This is a genomic window from Shewanella sp. KT0246 (assembly GCF_019654955.1).
In the GTDB taxonomy this organism is placed as follows: domain Bacteria; phylum Pseudomonadota; class Gammaproteobacteria; order Enterobacterales; family Shewanellaceae; genus Shewanella; species Shewanella goraebulensis.
Window position 1 is genome coordinate 1 of sequence record NZ_BPEV01000054.1, and the last position, 21,586, is coordinate 21,586.

Genomic DNA, 21,586 nt, shown 5'->3' on the forward strand with positions numbered 1-21,586 from the left:
TTACAAACTCCTTACCACTACCAATGTTCATTTTTATAATAAATTACCGAATAAGTTTACATTCAGTTGTAATGCTATGTAATTCTATCTGTGCTTGGCACTCATTAAGCGCTCTTTCTTTGGCCTTTTGAAGTGAGCTATATGAATGTGAATAACCAATTACCTCGCGACCATCAATTCCTCTAGCTAATGCAAAAGCTTTATTTGAATCCATGTTATCAAAATCTTGAAGCAACCTAAGTGTTTTACTTTGATAGATTTCTCTATCGAGATTTTTTTTTAAATTTGTATATTCAAAGCCCCAATATGTTTTTATACCTTGGACTATAATACGGTCACCACTTTTCAATTGTGACCATATTGGCTTTGATACGCCACAGAGCTTACCGTTTACAAAGTTGGAATAACCTTTTAAACGTATTGCCCCTGCACAATAAGCACTACTATATGTACTACTTACATAATCGACAGTTAACTCTAAATCAACTTCTTTACTTTGGCCGGCCAAAGAAAGCAATATGTGTCCGTATCTAGCTGTAGCAAGTGGTCCAGCAACAAGTATAAAAATAAAAACTAAAAATGCCGACATTTGATGTTTTCTTCTTTCTTTTTTACTCTTATTAGAATGTAATTCTGGTGTGAATTTCCAAAATAGATATGCTGCCCCCGCTCCTAATATAATGTAAAGAAAATTTGAGCTTACTAATGTACTTTCATCAGGAATGATTCCTGATAAAAAAAGGCTAAATGCGATTAAAATGAGTATCGAATTACCAATAAATGGTATAATTTTTTCCATGTTATTAGCGTAACCTTTGCGAAAACTCCTTGAAGGTCACGATAAACTCCTTGAAGGTCACGATAAACTCCTTGAAGGTCACGATAAACTCCTTGTTAATTATTTACCTTCATAAACATATCATAAGAATTACTTAATAAGTGAGGGCAAGAATAAGTAGAGTGGAATTGTTTTCTATCAAACGCTTATGTTCCAAGGCTAATTAAAAACTTGATACCTCTTGATTAGGTTTAATAAATAACCGCGCCGAATCCCTATTTACTTACTTATACTAAACCTCCACGCTTTTTCCTTAATGCTTACGAAAATTCACACTATTCAAAAGTATAATCAATGCATATTTACAATTTAGGTGCACATTTTCTTATGTTTAAGGGAAAAATGAAAAAAATATTATCCGCAACCTTATTTGTCGGAATATCGTTAACGTTAGCAGCGTGTGATTGGGAAACGATATTACTTGAGGAAAGTAGTGACTCTAGTTCAATGGGCTACTATCAATTTGTTAATTTAGTCGCGCAATCTCCAGCGATTGAAATTATGGTTGAAGATGAATCTATAGGCGAACTAGCGTTCGGTGATGCAAGCACTATCGAACAAGTCAGTAATGACAGCTACGACTTAGAATTCAATCAAATTTTACCTAACTCAACGAATGACGAATTCACCAGTAGCGATAGTATTAGTGTATCCAAAAATAAAACCAGTACATATATTATTTATGGTGATACAGATGCGCCGTCATCGTTAACATTGACGACTGACATTTCGGATTTATACGATGAAGATTTTGATGAAGACTATGATGCAATCATTCAATTTATCAATCTATCGAGTTCAGCCACTGATATTGACGTTTACTGGTTAAACGAAGGTGAAGATTTATTAAATAAAGTCGCCGATCATACATTGGCATATGAAGCGTCAAGTGATGAAATAGAAATTGAATCAGGTGTTTACAAACTGGTACTGACTGAATCTGGCACAGATCTCATTATTGCATCGACAGACAGTATAACGATAGCAGACGGGGATGCTCAAATATTTGCACTCACTAGCTACCTGATTGCTGGTTCAGACGATCACGTCAATACCATCGTCGACATTGAAACTGATGGCGGCCGTAAACTCACCAATGAAGCACAAGCAGCAAATGTGCGCTTCTTTCATGGTATTTCAGCTCCTGATTACTTAGATGTTTATCTTGATATTTATTTAACTGATGCTAGTAACGATGACGAAGCCAGCTTAATCACAAGTGCCCTAGAATTTGGTACTTTGTCTGACTCAGTTGATATTGAAATAGAAAATATTGATACGGGTGATACTCGAAACTATTACTTAATGGATAATACGACTGAAGATAAAATTGATACATTTAGTGTTGATATGCAACCAGGTAGTCGTACTCTTATCTTAACGTCTGGTGACACATCATCAGCTATTACTGTAAATGATAATGAAGAAGATCTGCGTGTTATAGATACCCATGCGAAAATTTTAGTTAGCCACAATATTAGTGATATAAAAAGTGATGCTATTGACGTTTTAATTTTAAATGATGGTGCTAATCCTGATTCTTATTCTGCTCAAATTGAACTAAGTTATATGGGTAATGATGATTATGAATTGGAAAGTGGTGATTACGATATTTATATCTACAATGCATCGACTGATGAGTTAATTATTGAAACATCGTTACGCGGTATTGAAAAAGGTGATGTGATTAATTTAATTGCAACTGACTATACCTACGGTGGCACGCCTTACGAACTGCAAACGCATATCAACAATTAAGTGAATACATGTGCTTTTTTACTTTTTGAGTAAAGAAGACCAGTAGCTAATTTAGATGGGGCTATCAACCCCATCTAGAGCTAGCATTAGCCTTGTTTGGTACTTAAATTTGTGGGGGTGATAAATAACTGGCGACAGAATAAACGCCATTGTTTTCTATCAGATGCTTATGCGCCAAGGTTTAACTCTTAACTCTTAACTTCTAACTATTAACTTCTTTTGCCTATTGGCGATAGGACATTAACTCATTTATTTTACGAGCATTTTTCCACCGAAGCGCTACCAAGTTACTCCTTTTTTAGCCGCTCTAGCTCTTGGAGCTGTTTTACTATGTTTTCAGCTTCTGCGGTTATCATTGAATAAGATTTTATATCGCCATTTCTTTGTGCATACATGGCTTGTTCAAGTTTAGCTTCATAAGCTTTATTGAGTTTTTTGATGGGGTCTTGCTTGAATATAGAAAACATACCAATCACTTTTAAATAGGCTTTTGCATTAGTACGTTTTTAAACAGGTTTTAGTTTTATATTTTTCAATTAATTATTATGAAAAGTTTAACCGTTGTCTTTCCAATCAGAATCCGTTGCTTGTTTCTTGCTGCTAATGTTTTATATTCAGCGAGCATGCTAGTTTCACGTATGTCGAGTTTGAGCACTTAACAGCACGATTATTAATGGCTGCTTTGCCGTAATTTCCCTTTACTGAAATCAGCCTCTCAGTTTTTTGTAGATGAATGAAGGCCGCAAATATTTGAGTCATCTTATGACTCACCTTCTGAGGAAAGTCTGTCACTCATCAATTTCCCCCCTTAAATTCCTGTTACGACAATCTAGTTATTCAATCAACGTATCTTGTTAAATTTGACTACACTAATATTAGTACGATTATTAGTACGATAACTAAATCAAAGATGAGGTGTAGTCGATACTGAAAATTTAGAGTTTTGATTTTTAATGACTAAACATAAATCGTCGATTGAACACTAGCGCTGATGTTAAAATTAAAGGGGTAATATATGGATTCAATTCAAATTTCAGAATATATGGATCGCCAACCTGTGTTGTTAAAAGCCAATATGTCGTTAGCAACGGCAGTAGAGCATTTGCTGACCAAAAATAAAGCGGGCGCAGCAGTGATTGATAATGATGGTCAGCTGGTGGGATTTTTGTCTCAACAAGACTGCTTATCAGTGATGCTAAAAAGCAGCTATCACTGTGACATGACTGAAACTGTTAAAGATTGCATGAAAACCGATGTCTTAACCGCTTCGCCTGAGGGCAGTATATTGCAACTGGCAGAACAAATGTTAGGGGCAAAACCGAAGATTTACCCAGTTGTAGAAGGGGCAAAGGTGGTGGGGACGATTAACCGTACTGATGTACTTAAAGCGATGAACATATATATGCAGCAATGTTATTTAACGCCTGCATAGAGGCTAAGGGTAATATCGCCAATTACCTGCAGTATAAATCTAAGTTTACCTTGTTGTTTGTTGCAAACTAATACCATTCAGTCTAGTTCCTTGCTAGGATCGCAGTTTTTGAAATACTTGCTAGGAATTAGATTTGAATTCGGACCAACACCCGCTCTCTAAAGCATACCTAAACTCTTGTTATCAAACCGATGCGGCTAGAATTCGTCGTAGGTTGTTTCAGTTAAAAAAAGAGCCTCAGTCTGAAAAGAAAGATCAAGTCCTTGCTAAGTTGTCAGAACAAGCGGTTAACGCTTACGATAAAGCGCAATACCGACTAAATAATATTCCTCAAGTTAGCTACCCAGACTCCTTGCCGGTATCGCAAAAACGTAATGATATTGCCTCTGCCATTGCGACCAACCAAGTGGTGATTGTGGCGGGTGAGACTGGCTCAGGTAAAACCACTCAGTTACCTAAAATTTGCTTAGAGTTAGGGCTAGGAACGCGCGGTTTAATTGGTCACACTCAACCAAGACGACTTGCAGCTCGAAGTGTGGCAAACCGCGTTGCGGAAGAAATTAACAGTCCACTAGGTGAAGTTGTCGGCTTTAAAGTCCGATTTGCCGATGCGATAAGTCCAGACAGTTATATCAAGCTGATGACAGATGGTATTTTACTGGCTGAACTGACATCAGATAAGTTTTTAAATCAATATGATGCGATCATTATCGATGAAGCGCACGAACGAAGCTTAAATATTGATTTTATTTTAGGTTACCTTAAGCAAGTTCTAAAAAAACGTCCTGATTTAAAAGTGATTATTACCTCGGCAACCATTGATGTTGAACGCTTTTCAAAACACTTTAACAATGCTCCAGTCATTGAAGTATCAGGCCGAACCTTCCCAGTAGAAACTCGCTACCGTCCATTAGTACGAGATACCGATGCTGATTTAGATGTCAGTGATGGGATTTTCTCTGCAGTGGATGAGTTAATGGCCGAAGGGCCTGGCGATATTTTGATTTTCATGAATGGTGAGCGCGAAATTCGTGATACAGCTGAAATGTTGCGTAAACAAAAATATCGCGATACAGAAATCTTGCCGTTATATGCACGGCTATCTTATGGTGAACAGTCAAAAGTATTTAAAAGTCATATTGGCCGCAGAATTGTATTAGCCACCAACGTGGCTGAAACGTCATTAACCGTGCCGGGGATTCGTTATGTTATTGATCCTGGTACCGCGCGTATTAGTCGTTATAGTTATCGCACCAAAGTACAACGTTTACCGATAGAGCCTATTTCACAAGCCAGTGCTAATCAGCGACAAGGTCGTTGTGGTCGTGTTGCTGCAGGTATATGTATTCGTTTATATGACGAAATGGATTTTAATCAGCGTCCTGAGTTTACCGATCCTGAGATCCTTCGTACTAATTTAGCCTCGGTTATCCTGCAAATGTTGGCTATTGGTCTTGGTGATATTGCAGGGTTCCCATTTATTCAGCCACCTGATCAAAAGCATATTCGTGATGGTTTTTTACTACTGGAAGAGCTGCAAGCTGTTAAACAAAAACGCAAAGACTTAGTGCTGACAAACCTAGGCCGTGATTTAGCTAAAATTCCATTAGATCCTCGTTTGGCGAGAATGGTACTTGAAGCAAAAGATATGAGCTGTTTGCACGAAGTGATGGTGATTGCCTCAGGTTTATCGATTCAAGACCCGCGTGAAAGGCCGATTGAAAAGAAGCAAGCCGCTGATGAATGTCATCGCAGATATGCCGATAAAGACTCAGATTTTGTCAGTTGGGTAAATCTGTGGAATTACTTAAAAGAGCAAAAAAGCGAATTATCAGCCAGTCAGTTCAGAAAACAATGCCGAGAAGAGTATTTAGCCTATTTACGAGTACGTGAATGGCAGGATTTATATACTCAAATTAAACAAGCTGTACATGACTTAAAGTGGCGGTTAAATGATTCACCAGCAAGCTATGATAATTTACACAAAGCCCTACTGTCAGGCTTGCTGAGCCATATTGGTTTTAAAGATGCTAATAACGAATATCTAGGTGCGCGAAATCGTAAGTTCTTTGTGTTTCCAGGCTCTCCTTTAGCGAAAAAAGGCCCTAAGTGGATCATGGCTGCGGAGTTGACTGAAACCTCGCGGTTATTTGCCCGTTGCTGTGCCAAAATTCAACCAGAGTGGTTAGAGCCGTTAGCGGCACATTTGATTAAGAAAAATCATCTAGAACCGCACTTTGAAGCAAAGCCTGCTAGTGTTATCGCCTTTGAAAATCAAGTGCTATATGGCCTAACTGTGGTTAATCGCCGCCGAGTGCAATATGGGCCTATTGATCCCGTTGAGGCTCGTGAAATCTTTATTCGCAGCGCGTTAGCAGAAGGGCAGTTACAAACAAAAGAGCCTTTCTTTATTAAAAATCAGCAACTGCTGAATGATATTGAGTCGTTAGAGCATAAGTCTCGTCGACGCGATATCTTGGTTGATGAGCAAGTGTTGGTAGACTTTTACGACCCGTTAGTTCCACAAGGCATTTATAACGCGCCGCTGTTTTTTAAATGGTGGAAAGTCGCTCGTAAAGATAATCCTGAGTTACTGGACTTCAATCAAGACTTATTGATGCAACGCAGTGCTGATCATATTTCGGCATTGGACTTTCCTGAAGTGTGGCATAAAGCTAATTTGGGTCTGCAAGTGAGTTATCACTTCGAGCCTGCCGCAGAAGATGATGGTGTTTCGGTTCATATACCTGTGGCCTTGATTAACCAAATTGATACGGATGATTTTGATTGGTTAGTTCCAGGGCTTAGAGAAGAAAAGGTCGTAGCGCTGATTAAGTCATTACCTAAAAATCTACGTCGCAATTTTGTGCCAGCACCTGATTATGCCCGCGCTTGTGTGCAAGCGATGGAACCGTTTACTATGCCGCTACTTGATGCTATGTGTAAGCAGTTACTTCGTATGACAGGTACACGTATCAGTGGGGATGATTTTGATTTAACCCAGTTAAGTGCTCACTTAGCCGTTAATTTTAAGATTGAAGATGACAAACATCGTCTGGTGGATCAAGGTCGCGATTTAGATACCCTAAAAGACAAACTTCAAGGGGTTGTTGCAAAAGCGATTCGTAATGTGGCTGAGGATGGTATTGAAAAGAAAGAAATCACCACTTGGTCATTTGGTGATTTACCTAAGCAATATCAAAAGCGTAAAGGCAATTACGAAGTTAAAGCTTATCCAGCGTTAATTGATGAAAAAGATCAAGTCTCTATTAAATTGTTTGATGACGAATTTGAAGCAGAACGTCAGCACCGAATAGGTTTACGTCGCTTACTGCTCATCAATATCCCGTCACCAGTTAAACACTTACAAAAAGCGCTGCCTAATAAGGCTAAGCTTGCAATGTACTTTAATCCTTTCGGTCAAGTACAACTGCTGATTGACGATATTATTTCAGCTTCGGTTCAGCAATTGTTAGATGAGAAAAAGCTTGATGTGCGTAACGAAGCACAGTTTGAACAAGCTAAAGACTGGGTAAGACAAGAACTTAACGGTTATGCAGAGCAAATTTCGTTGCAAGTCGAGCAAGTACTAACGATTTATCAACGTATTAAAAAACGCTTAAAAGGTAAAATCAGTTTAGATATCGCTTTCGCCATGAGTGACATTAATAACCAGCTTGATAAATTAGTATTTAAAGGCTTTGTAGAACACTGTGGTTGGAGGCGTCTTGCTGATGTAGCACGTTACTTGAAAGCAATTGAAAACCGCTTAGATAAGCTGCCAGTTGATCCAACGCGTGACCGTTTGCATATGCAAAGCATTGCTAAGGTGAGTGATTTATTAGCCGCTCAACTTGCTAAAGTACCTAAAATGCAACCTATACCAGAGTCATTGGTTGAAGCGCGCTGGATGATAGAAGAATACCGAGTATCGTGTTTTGCACAGGTGCTAGGTACAGCTTATCCAATTTCAGAAAAACGGATTGTGATGCATATAAACCAAGTGTAAGAGCTCACCTCGAGTGTTTTGGCTAAAGAATTGGCTAAACAAAATAAGCTAATAAGGATAGGTTTAAAAAATATAGCGAGTGATATCTAAGTCGGTATCACTCGCTTTTTTATCATCTTAAAATTAGTCGGCATATGTGATTAGCTTGTATTGTGAGATAGCTAAATGTGACATTAATATGCTGCACTCGTGATCTTTTTTGTAAGACTTACAGTTTTGCCTTGCTAAAAAGCACTATTAAACGAGTTATTTACTAAACTCACATACATTTCTGAAAGTTTTTTGTAATTATTGGTTGGGTTGAAACTATTTGCTTGGTATAATCAATAACAAGAAGTAATGATGGCTACTGCTTCTCTGTAAAGGAAAATGTCACCCCCTATATAATAGACATTCCTTACCCCCTACAAAACGACCTTAGGTTGATAGGAGTTACTATGGAAGTTCATGAATATGAAAATGCTTATTATCAAGTAAAAGATGACGTTCTAGAGTCACTACCTACTGAAGAAGAATAAGTAGATTGAACTAATACTATTAGCTCTTTCTCAAGCATAAAAAAAGCAGCCTTAGCTGCTTTTTTTATGTCTACAATTTAGGTGCTATTAAAGTGAGAAATTGTCGCGCAAGGTTACAAGTCAATACGGCCTTTCTCCGTGAGTACTTCAACAATCGTCCAACGCTTACCATTTTTTACTAATTTGATGGTGCGATCATCTACCCAAGGGCTTCCACCTCGTAAGCCTTCTATTTTCACTTTTACATCGACTTCATCGGTGAACTTACGAAAGAAGTCAATATCAATATCATCAATACTCATATTGACATCAGTCATGGATAAGCCCAATACATGACGCTGAACAGCGGAAGCAATATGGTAGTGCGACATAACTTCCTGCAATTCAGGGCTGACGAACACTTTGGCTTTTTGCACATCTCGATCGACGTAGATAGCTTTAAAGAAACCAATGGATACTTGTTCAGGGCTTAATGCTTTTTCTAACCGACCCTGCTGATTCTCTTCTGCTGGGCTGCAGGCAGTAAGGAGTAAAACACTAATAATGACAATAATTTTATGCATAGTAGTTAAGTTTCTTATGATGATAGACCAGTATCGCTATTTCAATTAGCAGACACAAGCAGCTAACTGTTATTAGCAATTTTGGCATAAAGACCTTGACTGTAAATAGGACTCGTGGCATATCTTACTATATAGTCTAAAATAAGTATTAATAACTATTCTGAACTTGCTCGTAGAGTTTAGTGGATAACTTTGGGTTATCCACAAAATCTGTGGACAACTTTGTTGAATACTATTAGCCTTGTTTATAACTTAATGATAATTAATGTTTTTAAGTGCTGGTCAAAAAGTGACACCCTTCATTTGTCTTGTGTGAATTTCTATTTTTATCTGAAAATATATCCTTTTCTCTCGTCTGTACTACTTGCAATTCAATAAAAAATACTTTTCAAATACGATTATTAACACAATTTAATAAAGTGTTTTTAATCCTATTGAAGTGGAGTAATGAAGAGCCATTTTTGTTGTGCACCTAGTTTGTTCTCTAAATTAACTGTAATTCTGGTTAGTACAGCTTGTTAGAATTTGCAGTTAATTAATCACAAATCATGCTATTGATAATCGCTCAGTTTCTGAGCTTGATTTTCAGCTAATAAAAAAGCACAGACGCGTAAGCGAAAGTGCTTTTTTGTTTTCTATTATTAACCGAGTAATAAATAGGCTGTGAATGACCGTTTAAGGCTGTTCGTTTTGCGCCGCTTGAATTGCTGTAAGTGCAATGGTGTAAACGATATCATCGACTAAAGCGCCGCGTGATAAATCGTTTACTGGCTTGCGCATACCTTGCAGCATTGGACCAATACTGATGAGATCTGCACTACGCTGTACCGCTTTGTATGTTGTATTACCCGTGTTTAAGTCTGGAAATACAAATACTGTTGCTTTACCTGCTACTGGGCTGTCTGGCGCTTTAGAGCGAGCAACGTTTTCCATTACAGCAGCATCATATTGCAGTGGTCCGTCGATGACTAAGTCAGGACGTTTCTCTTTTGCAATTCGCGTAGCTTCACGCACTTTATCAACATCCGAACCTGTACCTGAAGTACCTGTTGAATAACTGATCATTGCTACACGTGGCTCAATACCAAATGCCGCAGCAGACTCTGCTGATTGAATGGCGATATCAGCAAGTTGCTCAGGGTTTGGATCTGGGTTAATTGCGCAGTCACCGTATACTAAGACTTGATCAGGCATCAACATGAAGAAGATAGAAGATACTAAGCTTGAACCCGGAGCCGTTTTAATTAATTGCAGTGGAGGACGAATTGTATTGGCTGTGGTGTTTACCGCACCAGATACAATACCGTCGACTTCGTCTTGAGCTAACATCATAGTACCTAATACCATGTTGTCTTCTAACTGCTCTTTAGCAACGACTTCAGTTAAGCCTTTGTGGCGACGTAAATCTAGCATGCCTTCCACATAACGGTCACGGGCTTGCAGTGGGTCAATGATTTGCACACCTTCACCGAGTACGACATCTTGAGATGATGCGATACGTAAGATTTCTTCAACGTTACCTAAAAGCACACAACGGGCAATGCCACGCTCTGCACAAATAGAGGCAGCTTTGATTGTTCTTGGCTCTTCACCTTCTGGTAATACAATGGTTTTCTTCGCGGCGCGTGCAAGCTCAGTCAGTTTGTATCTGAATGCTGGTGGCGATAAACGGTGCTCACGTGGAGAGTTTTGAGTAACACTCTCAATCCAGCTTTGGTCAATGTGGCTAGCGACAAACTCTTGTACGCTATCGATACGTACAGCATCATCAACTGGCACTTCATGATCAAAACGTTGAATATTAAGTGATGTTTGCCATGTGTTACTGTCGATTAAAAATACAGGTAGACCTGTTTCAAAAGCGCGTTCACACAAAGCCATGATTTCAGGCTCAGGCTCATAACCACCAGTTAGCAGCAATGCACCGATTTTTACGCCATTCATTGCAGCAAGACAGGCCGAGACAATCACATCTGAGCGATCGCCAGAAGTGACTAGTAAAGAGTTAGTGCGAATATGGGTAACCATATTTGGAATACTACGGGCACAGAAGGTCACTTTACGTAGGCGGCGAATGTTCATCTCACCAGCGTTAATGATTTTAGCATTTAAATGCTTGGCTAAATCAGACGCGCGAGGTGACACTAAATCAAGGTTATAAGGCACACTACCTAAGATACGCAGTGGGCTTTTACCTGGAAGTTGGAACATGGCTGAAGTATCGTTACTCGATGCCTCGGCATGATCAAATACTTCTGATAAATCAGGACGTGCACGGCCTTCATCATCGACAGGTGCGCCAATCTTATTGATGATTGAGCCAATAAGACGTTTATTTTTGTGTCCACCCCAAGAGTTGTAAGCGATTTCTAAGCGATTCATTAATCCGTTAGGTGTATCGTTACCAGGTGTGGCAATGAAAATCACATCGGCATCAAGTGCTTTGGCAATTTCAAAGTTGATGTCGTCTGAGAATGGGTGAGTGCGAGTTGGCACTAAACCTTCGATAACGATGGTTTCTGTGTTGGCAGCACATTCGCTAGCACGAGCAATAATTTGCTCCATTAACACGTCAATTTGCTCTGAGCGAATTAAGTTTTCAGCATGTTCCATTGAAAATGGCTCAAGCGGATTAACGGTTGGCGAATGGCTTAATATAGTGGTTGAACGTTCAGGACCGTTATCACCATTGCGAATTTGCGCAATCGGCTTAAAGAACTGTACTTTAACGCCTTTGCGTTCAAGTGCGCGTACCATCCCAAGACTCAGCGAGGTTAAACCTACACCTGTACCAATTGGGATTAACATAATATTACGAGACATAGAAACCTCTATAAATAGCGTAAATAAAGCCCGCTAAGCAGGCTTTACGTAGGGCAATGGTGATTAACCTTTGATGAGCTTAATGGCATCTTCAGCGATAACCCATTCTTCATTAGTAGGGATAACCATCGCCACTGTACTGCCTTCTTCTGTGATCACGCCTTCTTTACCGAAACGTGCAGCAAGGTTTTTTTCTTCATTAACATTGAAATTAAAGATAGCCAGCATTTCTAGTACTTTTGCACGGATGATGTCAGAGTTTTCACCGATACCACCTGTGAACACAACGGCATCTAAACGTCCTAAAGGCACAGTGTAAGAAGCAATATACTTGGCTAAACGGTAGCAGAAGATCTCTAATGCTAATGTCGCGCCTTTATGGCCATCTTTATAACCGTCTTCAATACCACGGCAGTCATTTGTTAGTTCAGATATCCCTAACAAACCACTTTGTTTGTTGAGTAAGTTGTTGACTTCATCGATGGTGTAACCAAGTTGGTTCACTAGGTGATAGATGATTGAAGGGTCCATATCGCCACAGCGTGTACCCATAACTAAGCCTTCTAATGGCGTTAAACCCATTGAAGTATCAACACTTTTTCCGCCTTTAACGGCAGTTACAGAAGCGCCATTACCTAAATGTGCAACAATCACATTAGTATCAGCTACGTCTTGATTAAGCACTTTTGCGGCTTCACGGCTAACAAATAAGTGACTAGTCCCGTGCATACCGTAGCGACGAATGCCGTGTTCGCGGTATAGCTTGTAAGGTAGTGCGTAGATATAAGCGTGTTCTGGCATCGTTTGGTGGAATGCAGTATCAAATACAGCAACTTGTGGTAAAGCAGGGAAAGAAGCCATTGCTGCACGAATACCAATTAGATGCGCTGGGTTATGAAGTGGTGCTAGTGATGCACAGTCTTCAATACCAGTAATAACGTCTTCGTTAATGATCACTGAGCGAGAGTATTTTTCGCCGCCATGAACAATACGGTGACCAATTGCTTGGATTTGAGCCGCTAATTCTGGCTGATCAGCAAGAATATTGTTAACTATGTATTCAACAGCTTCACGGTGAGCGGTAAATGCGCCTAATTTGGCTTCATTTTTTGCGCCGTTAACTTTCCATTTGATGCGTGAATCTTCTAAACCGAAGCATTCAGCAAGTCCTGATATGTGATCATCACCTGAAACAGCATCAATTACAGCGAATTTTAAAGAAGAGCTACCGCAGTTGAGTACTAGTACGAGTTTTTCTGACATGTTGAGACCTTTTAGTCTGATAGTGCAAAATTTAAATCGACGTGAAATGTGTTATTTCAACTATCAATCATAGTTAATTAATTACTAAACAACCGATAAATTTACCGTAAATTTGGGGCTAATTATCGCTGTGTGCTATTGTGCATATATCTTTCAAATCTTGTAGGGCGTAACGTTGAGCGTAAAAGTCTTCAAAATCATTGGCGATGGTCGACGTTATATGAAAACCTGGCCTATGGTTCGACAACTTGGGTTTTATTTCCCTGAATACCGCGTCGTTAGGGCAACCCATTTAGGCATTTTGTTTATGCCATTTTTTGCTATCTTGGCTGCAATTAGCCAAGTGTATGTCAACGGCTGGGCATTTTTACCTCAAGCCATCGCCATACTGTTATTCTTTATCAGTTTGCCTATTCAAGGCCTGTTATGGCTGGGATTACGTGCTAAACATCCTTTGCCGATAACACTGTTTGATTGGACCAATCAGCTCACCACTAAAATGAGTTCAATGGGCATAGCCTGCCAACCTTTAGGCGCTAAAGCGTGTTATTTAGATATGGCACTTATTTTAAAAATGGCGTTTGAACGTTTGGATAAAAGTTATTGGGAACAGCTTTAGTAAGCTGCTTTTAATAATCTGCTTTTATGCCACGTTCAGTGAATACCGTTTTAATGGCTTCCATTGTTTCTTTGCTTGGTGGTTTGGTGTCGATTAACGAATATGTTTCACCGAACGCTTCCCACTTGTGAGTGCCTAACTGGTGATAAGGTAGTAACTCTACCTTTTCAACATTATTCATTGGTTCAATAAAGTCTGCTAATGCTTTAGCTGAAGCAAGATCTTCAGTAAAACCATCGACAACCACATATCTGACCCAAGTTTTTTGATTACGCTTTGCTAAGTATTCGGCAAATTGCAGCGTGCGTTGATTACTGACCTTAGTTAAATCGATGTGCTTGGCATCATCCATTTGTTTTATGTCGAGTAATACTAAGTCGGTATTATCGAGTAACTCATCAATCACAGCTGAGTATTTGCGGACAAAACCATTGGTGTCGAGGCAGGTATGTAAATCATTTTCTTTACAAGCTTTGAAAAGCTCAGCGACAAACTCAGCTTGAAGAATGGCTTCTCCACCTGTTGCTGTCACACCACCCGATTTGAGGAAAGGTTTGTAACCGATGATTTGGCTCATAAGCTCATCAACAGTGACTTCTTTACCGCCGTCTAAATCCCAAGTATCACGGTTATGGCAATACTGACATTTCATTAAGCAACCCTGCATAAACGCAACATAGCGGATACCAGGACCGTCAACGGTACCAAAGGATTCAATAGAGTGGATACGACCTGTGGTCATGGGCTCTCCAAACAAGCAAAAAAAAAATGGTTGCACTAACTAAATGTTATGGACGCATAACGGTATATTAGTACAACCAATTTTAACAAGTATTACAAGCCTTTAGTGAAAGTACGAGTAATTACATCTTGTTGCTGTTCAGGTGTTAGTGCATTGAAACGTACAGCGTAACCTGATACTCGGATGGTTAATTGTGGGTACTTTTCAGGGTTCACAATTGCATCTTCAAGCATTTCACGGTTCATCACGTTCACGTTTAAGTGCTGACCACCTTCGCTATTAGCGTTACTCATGAAGTAACCGTCCATTAGCGATGCAAGGTTAGCGCGGCGACCAGTCTCATCTTTACCTAACGCGTTTGGCACGATAGAGAAAGTGTAAGATATACCGTCTTGTGCGTGAGCAAAAGGCAGTTTCGCTACTGATGTAAGTGATGCAATCGCACCATTTTCATCACGACCATGCATTGGGTTAGCACCTGGAGCAAACGGCGCGCCAGCTGGACGACCGTCTGGAGTTGTACCTGTTTTCTTGCCGTATACAACGTTTGATGTAATGGTCAAGATTGACTGTGTTGGAATCGCATCACGGTACATTTTCTTAGTACGGATCTTAGCCATGAAGCGTTCAACTAAGTCACAAGCGATGTCATCTACACGTGGGTCATTGTTACCAAATTTAGGGTAGTCACCTGAAATATCGAAGTCGATTGCAATACCGTCTTCATCACGGATAGGCTTAACCGTACCGAATTTAATTGCTGATAATGAATCGGCAGCAATTGAAAGACCAGCAATACCACATGCCATAGTACGACGAACGTCACGGTCATGAAGTGCCATCAACGCAGCTTCATAAGAGTACTTGTCGTGCATGTAATGAATTGAGTTAAGTGCTGTCACATATTGTGTCGCTAGCCAATCCATTAAGCCGTCTAAACGACCCATTACATCATCAAAATCTAAAACTTCAGCAGTAATCTTGTCGGCTTTAGGGCCTACTTGGATTTTCAGTTTCTCATCCACGCCGCCATTGATAGCGTAAAGCATGGTTTTTGCTAAGTTAGCGCGAGCACCGAAGAACTGCATGTGTTTACCCACAATCATCGGGCTCACACAACATGCGATTGCGTAATCGTCTGATTCGAAATCAGGACGCATTAAGTCATCGTTTTCATACTGGATAGAACTAGTATCGATAGATACCTTGGCACAGAAGTTTTTAAAGCCCTGTGGTAATTCGTTCGACCATAGAACAGTGATGTTTGGCTCAGGGCTAGGGCCCATGTTGTATAAAGTGTGTAAGAAACGGAAGCTGTTCTTAGTCACTAAAGTACGGCCATCTAAACCCATACCTGCAACAGATTCAGTTGCCCAGATTGGGTCGCCAGAGAATAACTCATCGTATTCTGGAGTACGTAAGAAACGCACCATACGTAGTTTCATCACGAAATGGTCAACCATTTCTTGTGCTTGTTCTTCAGTTAATACGCCGTTAGCGATATCACGTTCGATGAAAATATCAAGGAATGATGAAGTACGACCTAATGACATTGCTGCGCCGTTTTGGCTTTTTACTGCAGCAAGGTAACCGAAGTAAGTCCACTGAATTGCTTCTTTAGCATTGGTTGCTGGTAGAGAAATATCACAGCCGTATTTTGCTGCCATTTTCTTCATTTGACCTAAAGAACGATGCTGCTCTGCAATTTCTTCACGTAGTTGCATTGTGCTTGCTAAATCTTCGCCTGCTTCAAAACCAGCTTGAAGTGAAGAGAACTGAGCGAACTTGTCTTTCATCAAGTAGTCAACACCGTAAAGTGCGATACGACGGTAATCACCAATGATACGACCACGGCCGTATGCATCTGGTAATCCAGTTAAAATACCAGACTTACGACACGCCATGATTTCAGGAGTATAAACATCGAATACGCCTTGGTTATGGGTTTTACGTAATTCAGAGTAAGTGTATTTAACGTCTTCATCTAATACACGGTCGTAAGCTTTACAAGAACCTTCAACCATACGAATACCACCATTAGGTAGCATTGCACGTTTAAGTGGCGCATCAGTTTGTAAACCAACGATGGTTTCTAAATCTTTGTTGATATAGCCAGCATCATGAGAGGTAATGGTTGAAACCATTTTTGTGTCGAAATCAACAGGAGCGTGAGTGCTGTTCTCTTGCTTAATACCGACCATCACTTTTTCCCAAAGTGTTTCAGTAGCTTGAGTTGCACCAGCTAGAAAAGACTCGTCACCTTCATAAGGTGTGTAGTTTTTCTGGATGAAGTCACGAACATTAACTTCAGTTTTCCAATCGCCAGCTTCAAAACCTTGCCAAGCGTTTGCAAATAACTCTGTTTTATCGGTCATGGTAATTTACCTTCTCGTTAATTGACTGTTGATGTGCCCATACGATGGTAGTTGATAACTGTTACAACCAAGTTGGCATATCAAAAAATTGAGACCCCTATTAATGGATAATTACTAGGGCATCTAATCTGTTGGCTAACTCACTAATATTGGTACTGAGTTAGCGAAAATCTTTGCAAATATAAATTGGTAAGACCAATTTACCTAAAGAATATTAGCATAGGTTTTATGCAACTTCACTTAATTAAATCAAAATCGAATAAGATATGGACAAAACTGTTATCTGGCTAACACTTTTTGACCAAAAAGTTTTTTATTCAATCATTAGTGACTACTCTTGCGGCTTGTTGTTGGCTAGCTTTTTGTTACCTTCTTATCGCAATATAGCTTTGCTATACTGTTTTATAGCATCTTTTAGATAAGTCGATCATTTATTAGTGAAAGCTTTACTTTTAAAAGCAGCTTTATTACCAAGTTCACATGACTATTCTTGGTATTACCAATTTATTTGTATGATTAAATAATGGCGTTGAATGCGGTTAAGTTTGTTATAACAAGTCACGCTGTTTATTTGCTTTATTAGTCCTATTGAGTTTTAAAAGATTTGAGGTTTTTTATGCAGAAATTAACCGGTGAAGAACGCCAAAAATCGGCAGATTCAACGACCGAGTTAACGAATAAGCCGTCAGAACCGACGACTTACGAACAAGCTGAAAATTTTGGTTTAGCTAAGGTGGCCAAAAGCCCTTGGCAATCTTTCATCTTATCGATATTTGCAGGTGCGTTTATTGCCATTGCATTTGTATTTTATGTCACGGTAACCACTGGCAGTACCAGCGGTTGGGGCATGACCCGCTTTATTGGTGGTATTGCATTTAGCCTTGGCCTCATTTTAGTGGTTGTATGTGGCGCTGAGTTATTTACCAGTACTGTACTTACTTCCATTCCTTGGGCACAAAAACAAATTAAAACTGCAACACAACTACAATGTTGGGCGCGAGTTTATGGCGGTAATTTAATTGGTGCATTAATAATGGTGCTACTGATAATGACGTCACGTATGTTCGAGTTAAATGGTGGACAATGGGGGCTTAATGCACTCAATATTGCGCAACATAAAATCCATCACACTTGGGGTCAAGCTTTCACTTTAGGTATTTTGTGTAACATGCTGGTTTGTCTTGCTGTGTGGATGACGTTTGCAACTAAAGATTTATTAACCAAATCTTTATTAATGATATTACCTGTAGCGATGTTTGTTAGTAGTGGCTTTGAGCATAGTATTGCCAATATGTTTATGGTGCCTTTGGGAGTTGCGATACATAGCTTTGCTCCTGAAAGTTTCTACCTTGCGTTAAACATTAACCCTCAGCAATATGCCGATTTAACCTTAATCAATTTTGTATTTAACAATCTCATTCCGGTGACATTAGGCAATATTGTTGGCGGCGGGGTGTTTGTTGGATTAGGTTTCTGGCTTGTTCAACAAGGTAAATTAACGATTGGTTCTGAAGGTGCGAGCAATGCATCGTTAGTGACTAAAGCTGAGCAAAAAGATTGATTGTGAAGCAATTTTCATAAGCGACTCAAATATATAAAAGTCCAGTAAATACTGGGCTTTGTGCTATCTAGAACAAGTCGAACGTTTATATATTATGACTTTTAAAGTCAGTGAAGTACTCGTCCCAGCTAATATGTGCTCTGCCTGCAGCTTGTACAAAGTGACTTGGATTATTTGCTTTACCTTCTTGGATCCCTTGATAAATTCCCGCAATCACAGTACCGATAAAATCACCTAGTTCAGCAATTCTATCTTGCTGATATTCTTCAACCGTCATGGGTTTATAAGTCAATTCGGTATCAAAGGCTTGATTCATATAGTCAGCCAATTGATATTGAGTGAGTGCTTCCCCATGGAGGTTATAAGTTTGACTGTTATGCTTATCATTGGTGAGCATGCACGCATAGGCAAAGCCCAGCTCACTTCTGGTGGTATAGCCGCATTTACCATCATTAGCACAATTAGTAATAAAGCCTAATTTTTTATAACTGTCGATGTATTCAATATCCGGCTCTATATAGATTCCATTACGGCCAATGACCCAATCTAAACCACTATCTCTAACATCTTGCTCTGTTTGACGATTACTTTGAATAACAGGGGAGAAGGCGGTATTTTCTTCTGCCCCTTGAACACTGGTGTAAACTATTTTTCTCACACCGGCTTTTTTAGCCGCTTCAATGACATTACGATGTTGACGAATTCGTTTATCAGGTGCATCCATACCAGAGACGAGTAGCAGTAAATCAATTGATTGCAGTGACTGCTCTAATTGTAATGGTTCGTTGTAATCGCCAGGTCGAACTTCCACACCTAGATGTCGCGCATTAGCTGGCGTTCGTGCTAATGCGATAACATTTTCTTTAGGGTTAATGGCTAACAGAGCTTTTACAATTGCTGTACCTAGTTGTCCGCTTGCAGCGGTAATAGCGATGTTCATTCAATAACTCCTAAAGGATTAAATTGATAATTTATCCATAGTTGATTCTTAAGGTGTGTTTAGTACACCTTAATAAATTACTATTTTTTCATTGTGCTTTTAACTGTACTTTTTAAGTTCTGCATAAATGATTTAAAGTGTGGCATAAATTCAGCAAATAATGGGTGCTTACGGTTTTCCATCATCACAGGACCTAATAGGCGCAATGACACTGCAACTCTAGTCGCTAAAGATGTTTCTAACCCACTGCCTTGTTGTAATTTATCAACAACGTTGAATAAGTCTTCTCTATCTTGAAATTCAAAACCTAACGTTCTACCTACCTGTGACTCTGGTAAGTTGACTTCTTCGACAGTAATACGATAGCTGTGACCTTTACGGATAATTGTGCTCATAATTAATACCTTATAAATAGTTTATAGTCGTTAAATTTGAAGTAAATGTTTAGTGATTAATGTTTAGTGATTAATGTTTAGTGATTAATGTTTAGCCTTTTAATATGGCTTCTACTTTAGGTTTTATGGTCAATGACACGATAACCATTATGGTTAGCGCAAAAGGCAGCGCTGTGACTAGAGTATTGAACCAAGCGGTAAAAAACGTTTCCGAATTTGTAACCCCAAGATTATTGTAAGTTGTCGATAGTGCGATACCTGATTCCATAATCAAAGCCATGCTAATACCTATAAGCGTGTTCTTTAGTTTCTCTCCCGAATTGAGCATGAGTATCTCTACGAGCTTTGTTAGTAATGCCATCATGGTAAAACCCGCTGGCATCACTGTAACTGCTGCCAGCAAAAATGCACTTAACCAGTCAGAGAAAAAACTATCGCTGTAACCAAGATTTAAAAATGTCATCACACCTGTTAATGTGCCGCCCATTAATGTCATCATGCCTAAGACGGTGAGCACTTTATAAATCAGAGGTGTTTTATTATTTGTTGGCTTCAAGGTAACTATCTCGCTTGAATTAAACGTGGGTGAATTAATCGCTTGTGCGTTCAGTGATTGTGGATTTAATGCTTGATGAACCATAGTTATCCTCCGTCTTGAAATAACTGTTAATGTAGTTGATAATATCAACTATAGTTTTTATGGTTGATAATGTCAACTAGTTTTGTTGTGGAGTCTCGTTATGCAAGATAGAAAATCATTAGAAAGCCTGTTTCAGTTAGTACATGTTTTGAAGCGTCAGTTACACGATAATATTGAGCAACTGGATTTAGACATCGCACCGATGCATGTGCGAGTACTTAAAATCATTAGTAAAAAAGCGCCGTGTAGCGCTATAGATATCGCGAACTTTTTAAATCGTGACAAGGCCCAAGTGACGCGTTTACTTAATACATTAATTACCCAAGAGCTGATTGTTAAGGAACCAAACCCTGAAGATAAGCGCAGCCAATGTTTGCGTTTAACTGAAAAAAGTCAGTTGATAATGGGGGAGATCAATTCAATTGATAAAAATATTTATCAACAAATGACAGCTGGGATGACAGAAGATGAGCTCGCGGTATTTCAAGTTATCGCTAAGAGAATGGCAACAAATTTAGGTGCAAAGTCACTTAATTAATAGTGAAGCTTTGTGTGAGTTTAAACTCTGCTGTTAGTGTTGCTTGTAAACTTACACAGCAAAGCTTTCTATTTGAAATGAATAACAAATTAATGCTGCTGTTTGCGGCAGTATGAATCACCTAATCAAGTTAAATTTTTAAACTAAATTTTCTTTTAATACTGTTTTGTATCTTGTTATTTATGAACGAACTTATTTCGTGCAATAGGCCAATATAATTAAAATCGTGGCGGTATTAATATTTTCGTCTATCTCTCTAAATAAAGTGATAAAACCTTCATTAAATTGCCCTTTTCTAATAAAGATCTATGAATACGTATGCAATCCAACTGCATACATTTCAATCAAAATATATTGCATTGTATTTCAATGTTTTACCTTTAAATTCTGAATTCTCCCCTTTGATTGTGAATCCAAATCAGGTATTTATCTTGCGGGTGGGGCAGGCAATGCGATAAATAAAGGGATAGCTATTGATGCCAATAATGCAGGTATGTCGAATTTGTACTTAGATATCGCCAATGCGTTTGGTTTAGGCTGGAATAACTATGGTAATAGCTTTAGCGGCGTCA

16 protein-coding genes are annotated in these 21,586 nt (G+C 39.1%); 6 read left to right on the plus strand and 10 right to left on the minus strand.

Annotation, left to right across the window (positions count from 1 at the left end; all coding sequences use genetic code 11):
* Positions 1–43: 43 nt before the first annotated feature.
* Complete coding sequence (locus tag K5Q58_RS19015) at positions 44–799, minus strand: hypothetical protein (protein WP_220755432.1); 756 nt, start codon at positions 797–799, stop codon at positions 44–46.
* A gap of 381 nt (positions 800–1,180) precedes the next feature.
* Between K5Q58_RS19015 and K5Q58_RS19020 the strand changes: the two genes are divergently transcribed.
* A complete protein-coding gene (locus K5Q58_RS19020) occupies positions 1,181–2,596 on the plus strand; it encodes a DUF4397 domain-containing protein (RefSeq protein ID WP_220755433.1) in 1,416 nt (471 codons plus the stop codon).
* A gap of 287 nt (positions 2,597–2,883) precedes the next feature.
* Here K5Q58_RS19020 and K5Q58_RS19025 read toward each other — a convergent pair whose 3' ends face one another.
* Entirely contained in the window at positions 2,884–3,063 is a 180-nt protein-coding gene (locus K5Q58_RS19025) for a DUF6435 family protein (RefSeq protein WP_220755434.1), read from the minus strand.
* A gap of 548 nt (positions 3,064–3,611) precedes the next feature.
* On the opposite strand from K5Q58_RS19025, the gene K5Q58_RS19030 reads away from it, so the two are divergent.
* A complete protein-coding gene (locus K5Q58_RS19030) occupies positions 3,612–4,028 on the plus strand; it encodes a CBS domain-containing protein (RefSeq protein WP_220755435.1) in 417 nt (138 codons plus the stop codon).
* A gap of 133 nt (positions 4,029–4,161) precedes the next feature.
* On the plus strand, positions 4,162–8,037 hold the full coding sequence (gene hrpA, locus K5Q58_RS19035; RefSeq protein WP_220755436.1) for an ATP-dependent RNA helicase HrpA: 3,876 nt from the start codon (positions 4,162–4,164) through the stop codon (positions 8,035–8,037).
* Positions 8,038–8,668: 631 nt separating this feature from the next.
* Here the strand turns inward: hrpA and K5Q58_RS19040 are convergent.
* The 3 genes from K5Q58_RS19040 to ackA all read right to left on the minus strand — a co-directional run bounded on the left by K5Q58_RS19040 (position 8,669) and on the right by ackA (position 13,204).
* Positions 8,669–9,118, minus strand: coding sequence for a hypothetical protein (locus tag K5Q58_RS19040; RefSeq protein WP_220755437.1), 450 nt, complete (start codon positions 9,116–9,118; stop codon positions 8,669–8,671).
* Between the two features lie 675 nt (positions 9,119–9,793).
* Positions 9,794–11,941 carry a phosphate acetyltransferase gene (gene pta / locus K5Q58_RS19045; protein WP_220755438.1) on the minus strand — a complete coding sequence of 716 codons (2,148 nt, stop codon included), beginning with the start codon at positions 11,939–11,941 and terminating at the stop codon, positions 9,794–9,796.
* A gap of 63 nt (positions 11,942–12,004) precedes the next feature.
* On the minus strand, positions 12,005–13,204 hold the full coding sequence (ackA, locus tag K5Q58_RS19050; RefSeq protein WP_220755439.1) for an acetate kinase: 1,200 nt from the start codon (positions 13,202–13,204) through the stop codon (positions 12,005–12,007).
* A 175-nt stretch (positions 13,205–13,379) separates the two neighbouring features.
* Here ackA and yfbV point away from each other — a divergent pair, with 175 nt between their 5' ends.
* Positions 13,380–13,823, plus strand: a complete 444-nt coding sequence (gene yfbV / locus K5Q58_RS19055) for a terminus macrodomain insulation protein YfbV (protein WP_220755440.1) — start codon at positions 13,380–13,382, stop codon at positions 13,821–13,823.
* A gap of 10 nt (positions 13,824–13,833) precedes the next feature.
* Here yfbV and pflA read toward each other — a convergent pair whose 3' ends face one another.
* Together pflA and pflB are read right to left on the minus strand one after the other, a co-directional pair.
* Positions 13,834–14,565, minus strand: coding sequence for a pyruvate formate lyase 1-activating protein (gene pflA, locus K5Q58_RS19060; RefSeq protein ID WP_220755441.1), 732 nt, complete (start codon positions 14,563–14,565; stop codon positions 13,834–13,836).
* A gap of 92 nt (positions 14,566–14,657) precedes the next feature.
* Positions 14,658–16,940: a formate C-acetyltransferase gene (gene pflB / locus K5Q58_RS19065; protein ID WP_220755442.1), complete on the minus strand. Its 2,283-nt coding sequence runs from the start codon at positions 16,938–16,940 to the stop codon at positions 14,658–14,660.
* A 616-nt stretch (positions 16,941–17,556) separates the two neighbouring features.
* On the opposite strand from pflB, the gene focA reads away from it, so the two are divergent.
* Positions 17,557–18,501, plus strand: coding sequence for a formate transporter FocA (gene focA / locus K5Q58_RS19070; RefSeq protein ID WP_220755443.1), 945 nt, complete (start codon positions 17,557–17,559; stop codon positions 18,499–18,501).
* An 85-nt stretch (positions 18,502–18,586) separates the two neighbouring features.
* Here the strand turns inward: focA and K5Q58_RS19075 are convergent, their stop codons facing one another.
* The 3 genes from K5Q58_RS19075 to K5Q58_RS19085 form a co-directional block, all read right to left on the minus strand.
* The gene (locus tag K5Q58_RS19075; RefSeq protein ID WP_220755444.1) at positions 18,587–19,441 is read right to left on the minus strand and encodes an SDR family oxidoreductase; all 855 of its coding nucleotides are present in this window, start codon (positions 19,439–19,441) and stop codon (positions 18,587–18,589) included.
* An 80-nt stretch (positions 19,442–19,521) separates the two neighbouring features.
* A complete protein-coding gene (locus K5Q58_RS19080; RefSeq protein WP_220755445.1) occupies positions 19,522–19,836 on the minus strand; it encodes a DUF3861 domain-containing protein in 315 nt (104 codons plus the stop codon).
* A gap of 91 nt (positions 19,837–19,927) precedes the next feature.
* Positions 19,928–20,476, minus strand: a complete 549-nt coding sequence (locus K5Q58_RS19085) for a DUF2798 domain-containing protein (protein ID WP_220755446.1) — start codon at positions 20,474–20,476, stop codon at positions 19,928–19,930.
* Between the two features lie 100 nt (positions 20,477–20,576).
* Here K5Q58_RS19085 and K5Q58_RS19090 point away from each other — a divergent pair, with 100 nt between their 5' ends.
* A complete protein-coding gene (locus K5Q58_RS19090; protein ID WP_220755447.1) occupies positions 20,577–21,014 on the plus strand; it encodes a MarR family winged helix-turn-helix transcriptional regulator in 438 nt (145 codons plus the stop codon).
* Positions 21,015–21,586 lie beyond the last annotated feature (572 nt).

Excerpts from the sequence above, each read along its gene's own strand:
- K5Q58_RS19015 (WP_220755432.1), bottom strand. The coding sequence starts at position 799 with ATGGAAAAAATTATACCATTTATTGGTAATTCGATACTCATTTTAATC.
- K5Q58_RS19020 (WP_220755433.1), top strand. The coding sequence starts at position 1,181 with ATGAAAAAAATATTATCCGCAACCTTATTTGTCGGAATATCGTTAACG.
- K5Q58_RS19025 (WP_220755434.1), bottom strand. The coding sequence starts at position 3,063 with ATGTTTTCTATATTCAAGCAAGACCCCATCAAAAAACTCAATAAAGCT.
- K5Q58_RS19030 (WP_220755435.1), top strand. The coding sequence starts at position 3,612 with ATGGATTCAATTCAAATTTCAGAATATATGGATCGCCAACCTGTGTTG.
- K5Q58_RS19040 (WP_220755437.1), bottom strand. The coding sequence starts at position 9,118 with ATGCATAAAATTATTGTCATTATTAGTGTTTTACTCCTTACTGCCTGC.
- pta (WP_220755438.1), bottom strand. The coding sequence starts at position 11,941 with ATGTCTCGTAATATTATGTTAATCCCAATTGGTACAGGTGTAGGTTTA.
- ackA (WP_220755439.1), bottom strand. The coding sequence starts at position 13,204 with ATGTCAGAAAAACTCGTACTAGTACTCAACTGCGGTAGCTCTTCTTTA.
- pflA (WP_220755441.1), bottom strand. The coding sequence starts at position 14,565 with ATGACCACAGGTCGTATCCACTCTATTGAATCCTTTGGTACCGTTGAC.
- pflB (WP_220755442.1), bottom strand. The coding sequence starts at position 16,940 with ATGACCGATAAAACAGAGTTATTTGCAAACGCTTGGCAAGGTTTTGAA.
- focA (WP_220755443.1), top strand. The coding sequence starts at position 17,557 with ATGCAGAAATTAACCGGTGAAGAACGCCAAAAATCGGCAGATTCAACG.
- K5Q58_RS19075 (WP_220755444.1), bottom strand. The coding sequence starts at position 19,441 with ATGAACATCGCTATTACCGCTGCAAGCGGACAACTAGGTACAGCAATT.
- K5Q58_RS19080 (WP_220755445.1), bottom strand. The coding sequence starts at position 19,836 with ATGAGCACAATTATCCGTAAAGGTCACAGCTATCGTATTACTGTCGAA.
- K5Q58_RS19085 (WP_220755446.1), bottom strand. The coding sequence starts at position 20,476 with ATGGTTCATCAAGCATTAAATCCACAATCACTGAACGCACAAGCGATT.
- K5Q58_RS19090 (WP_220755447.1), top strand. The coding sequence starts at position 20,577 with ATGCAAGATAGAAAATCATTAGAAAGCCTGTTTCAGTTAGTACATGTT.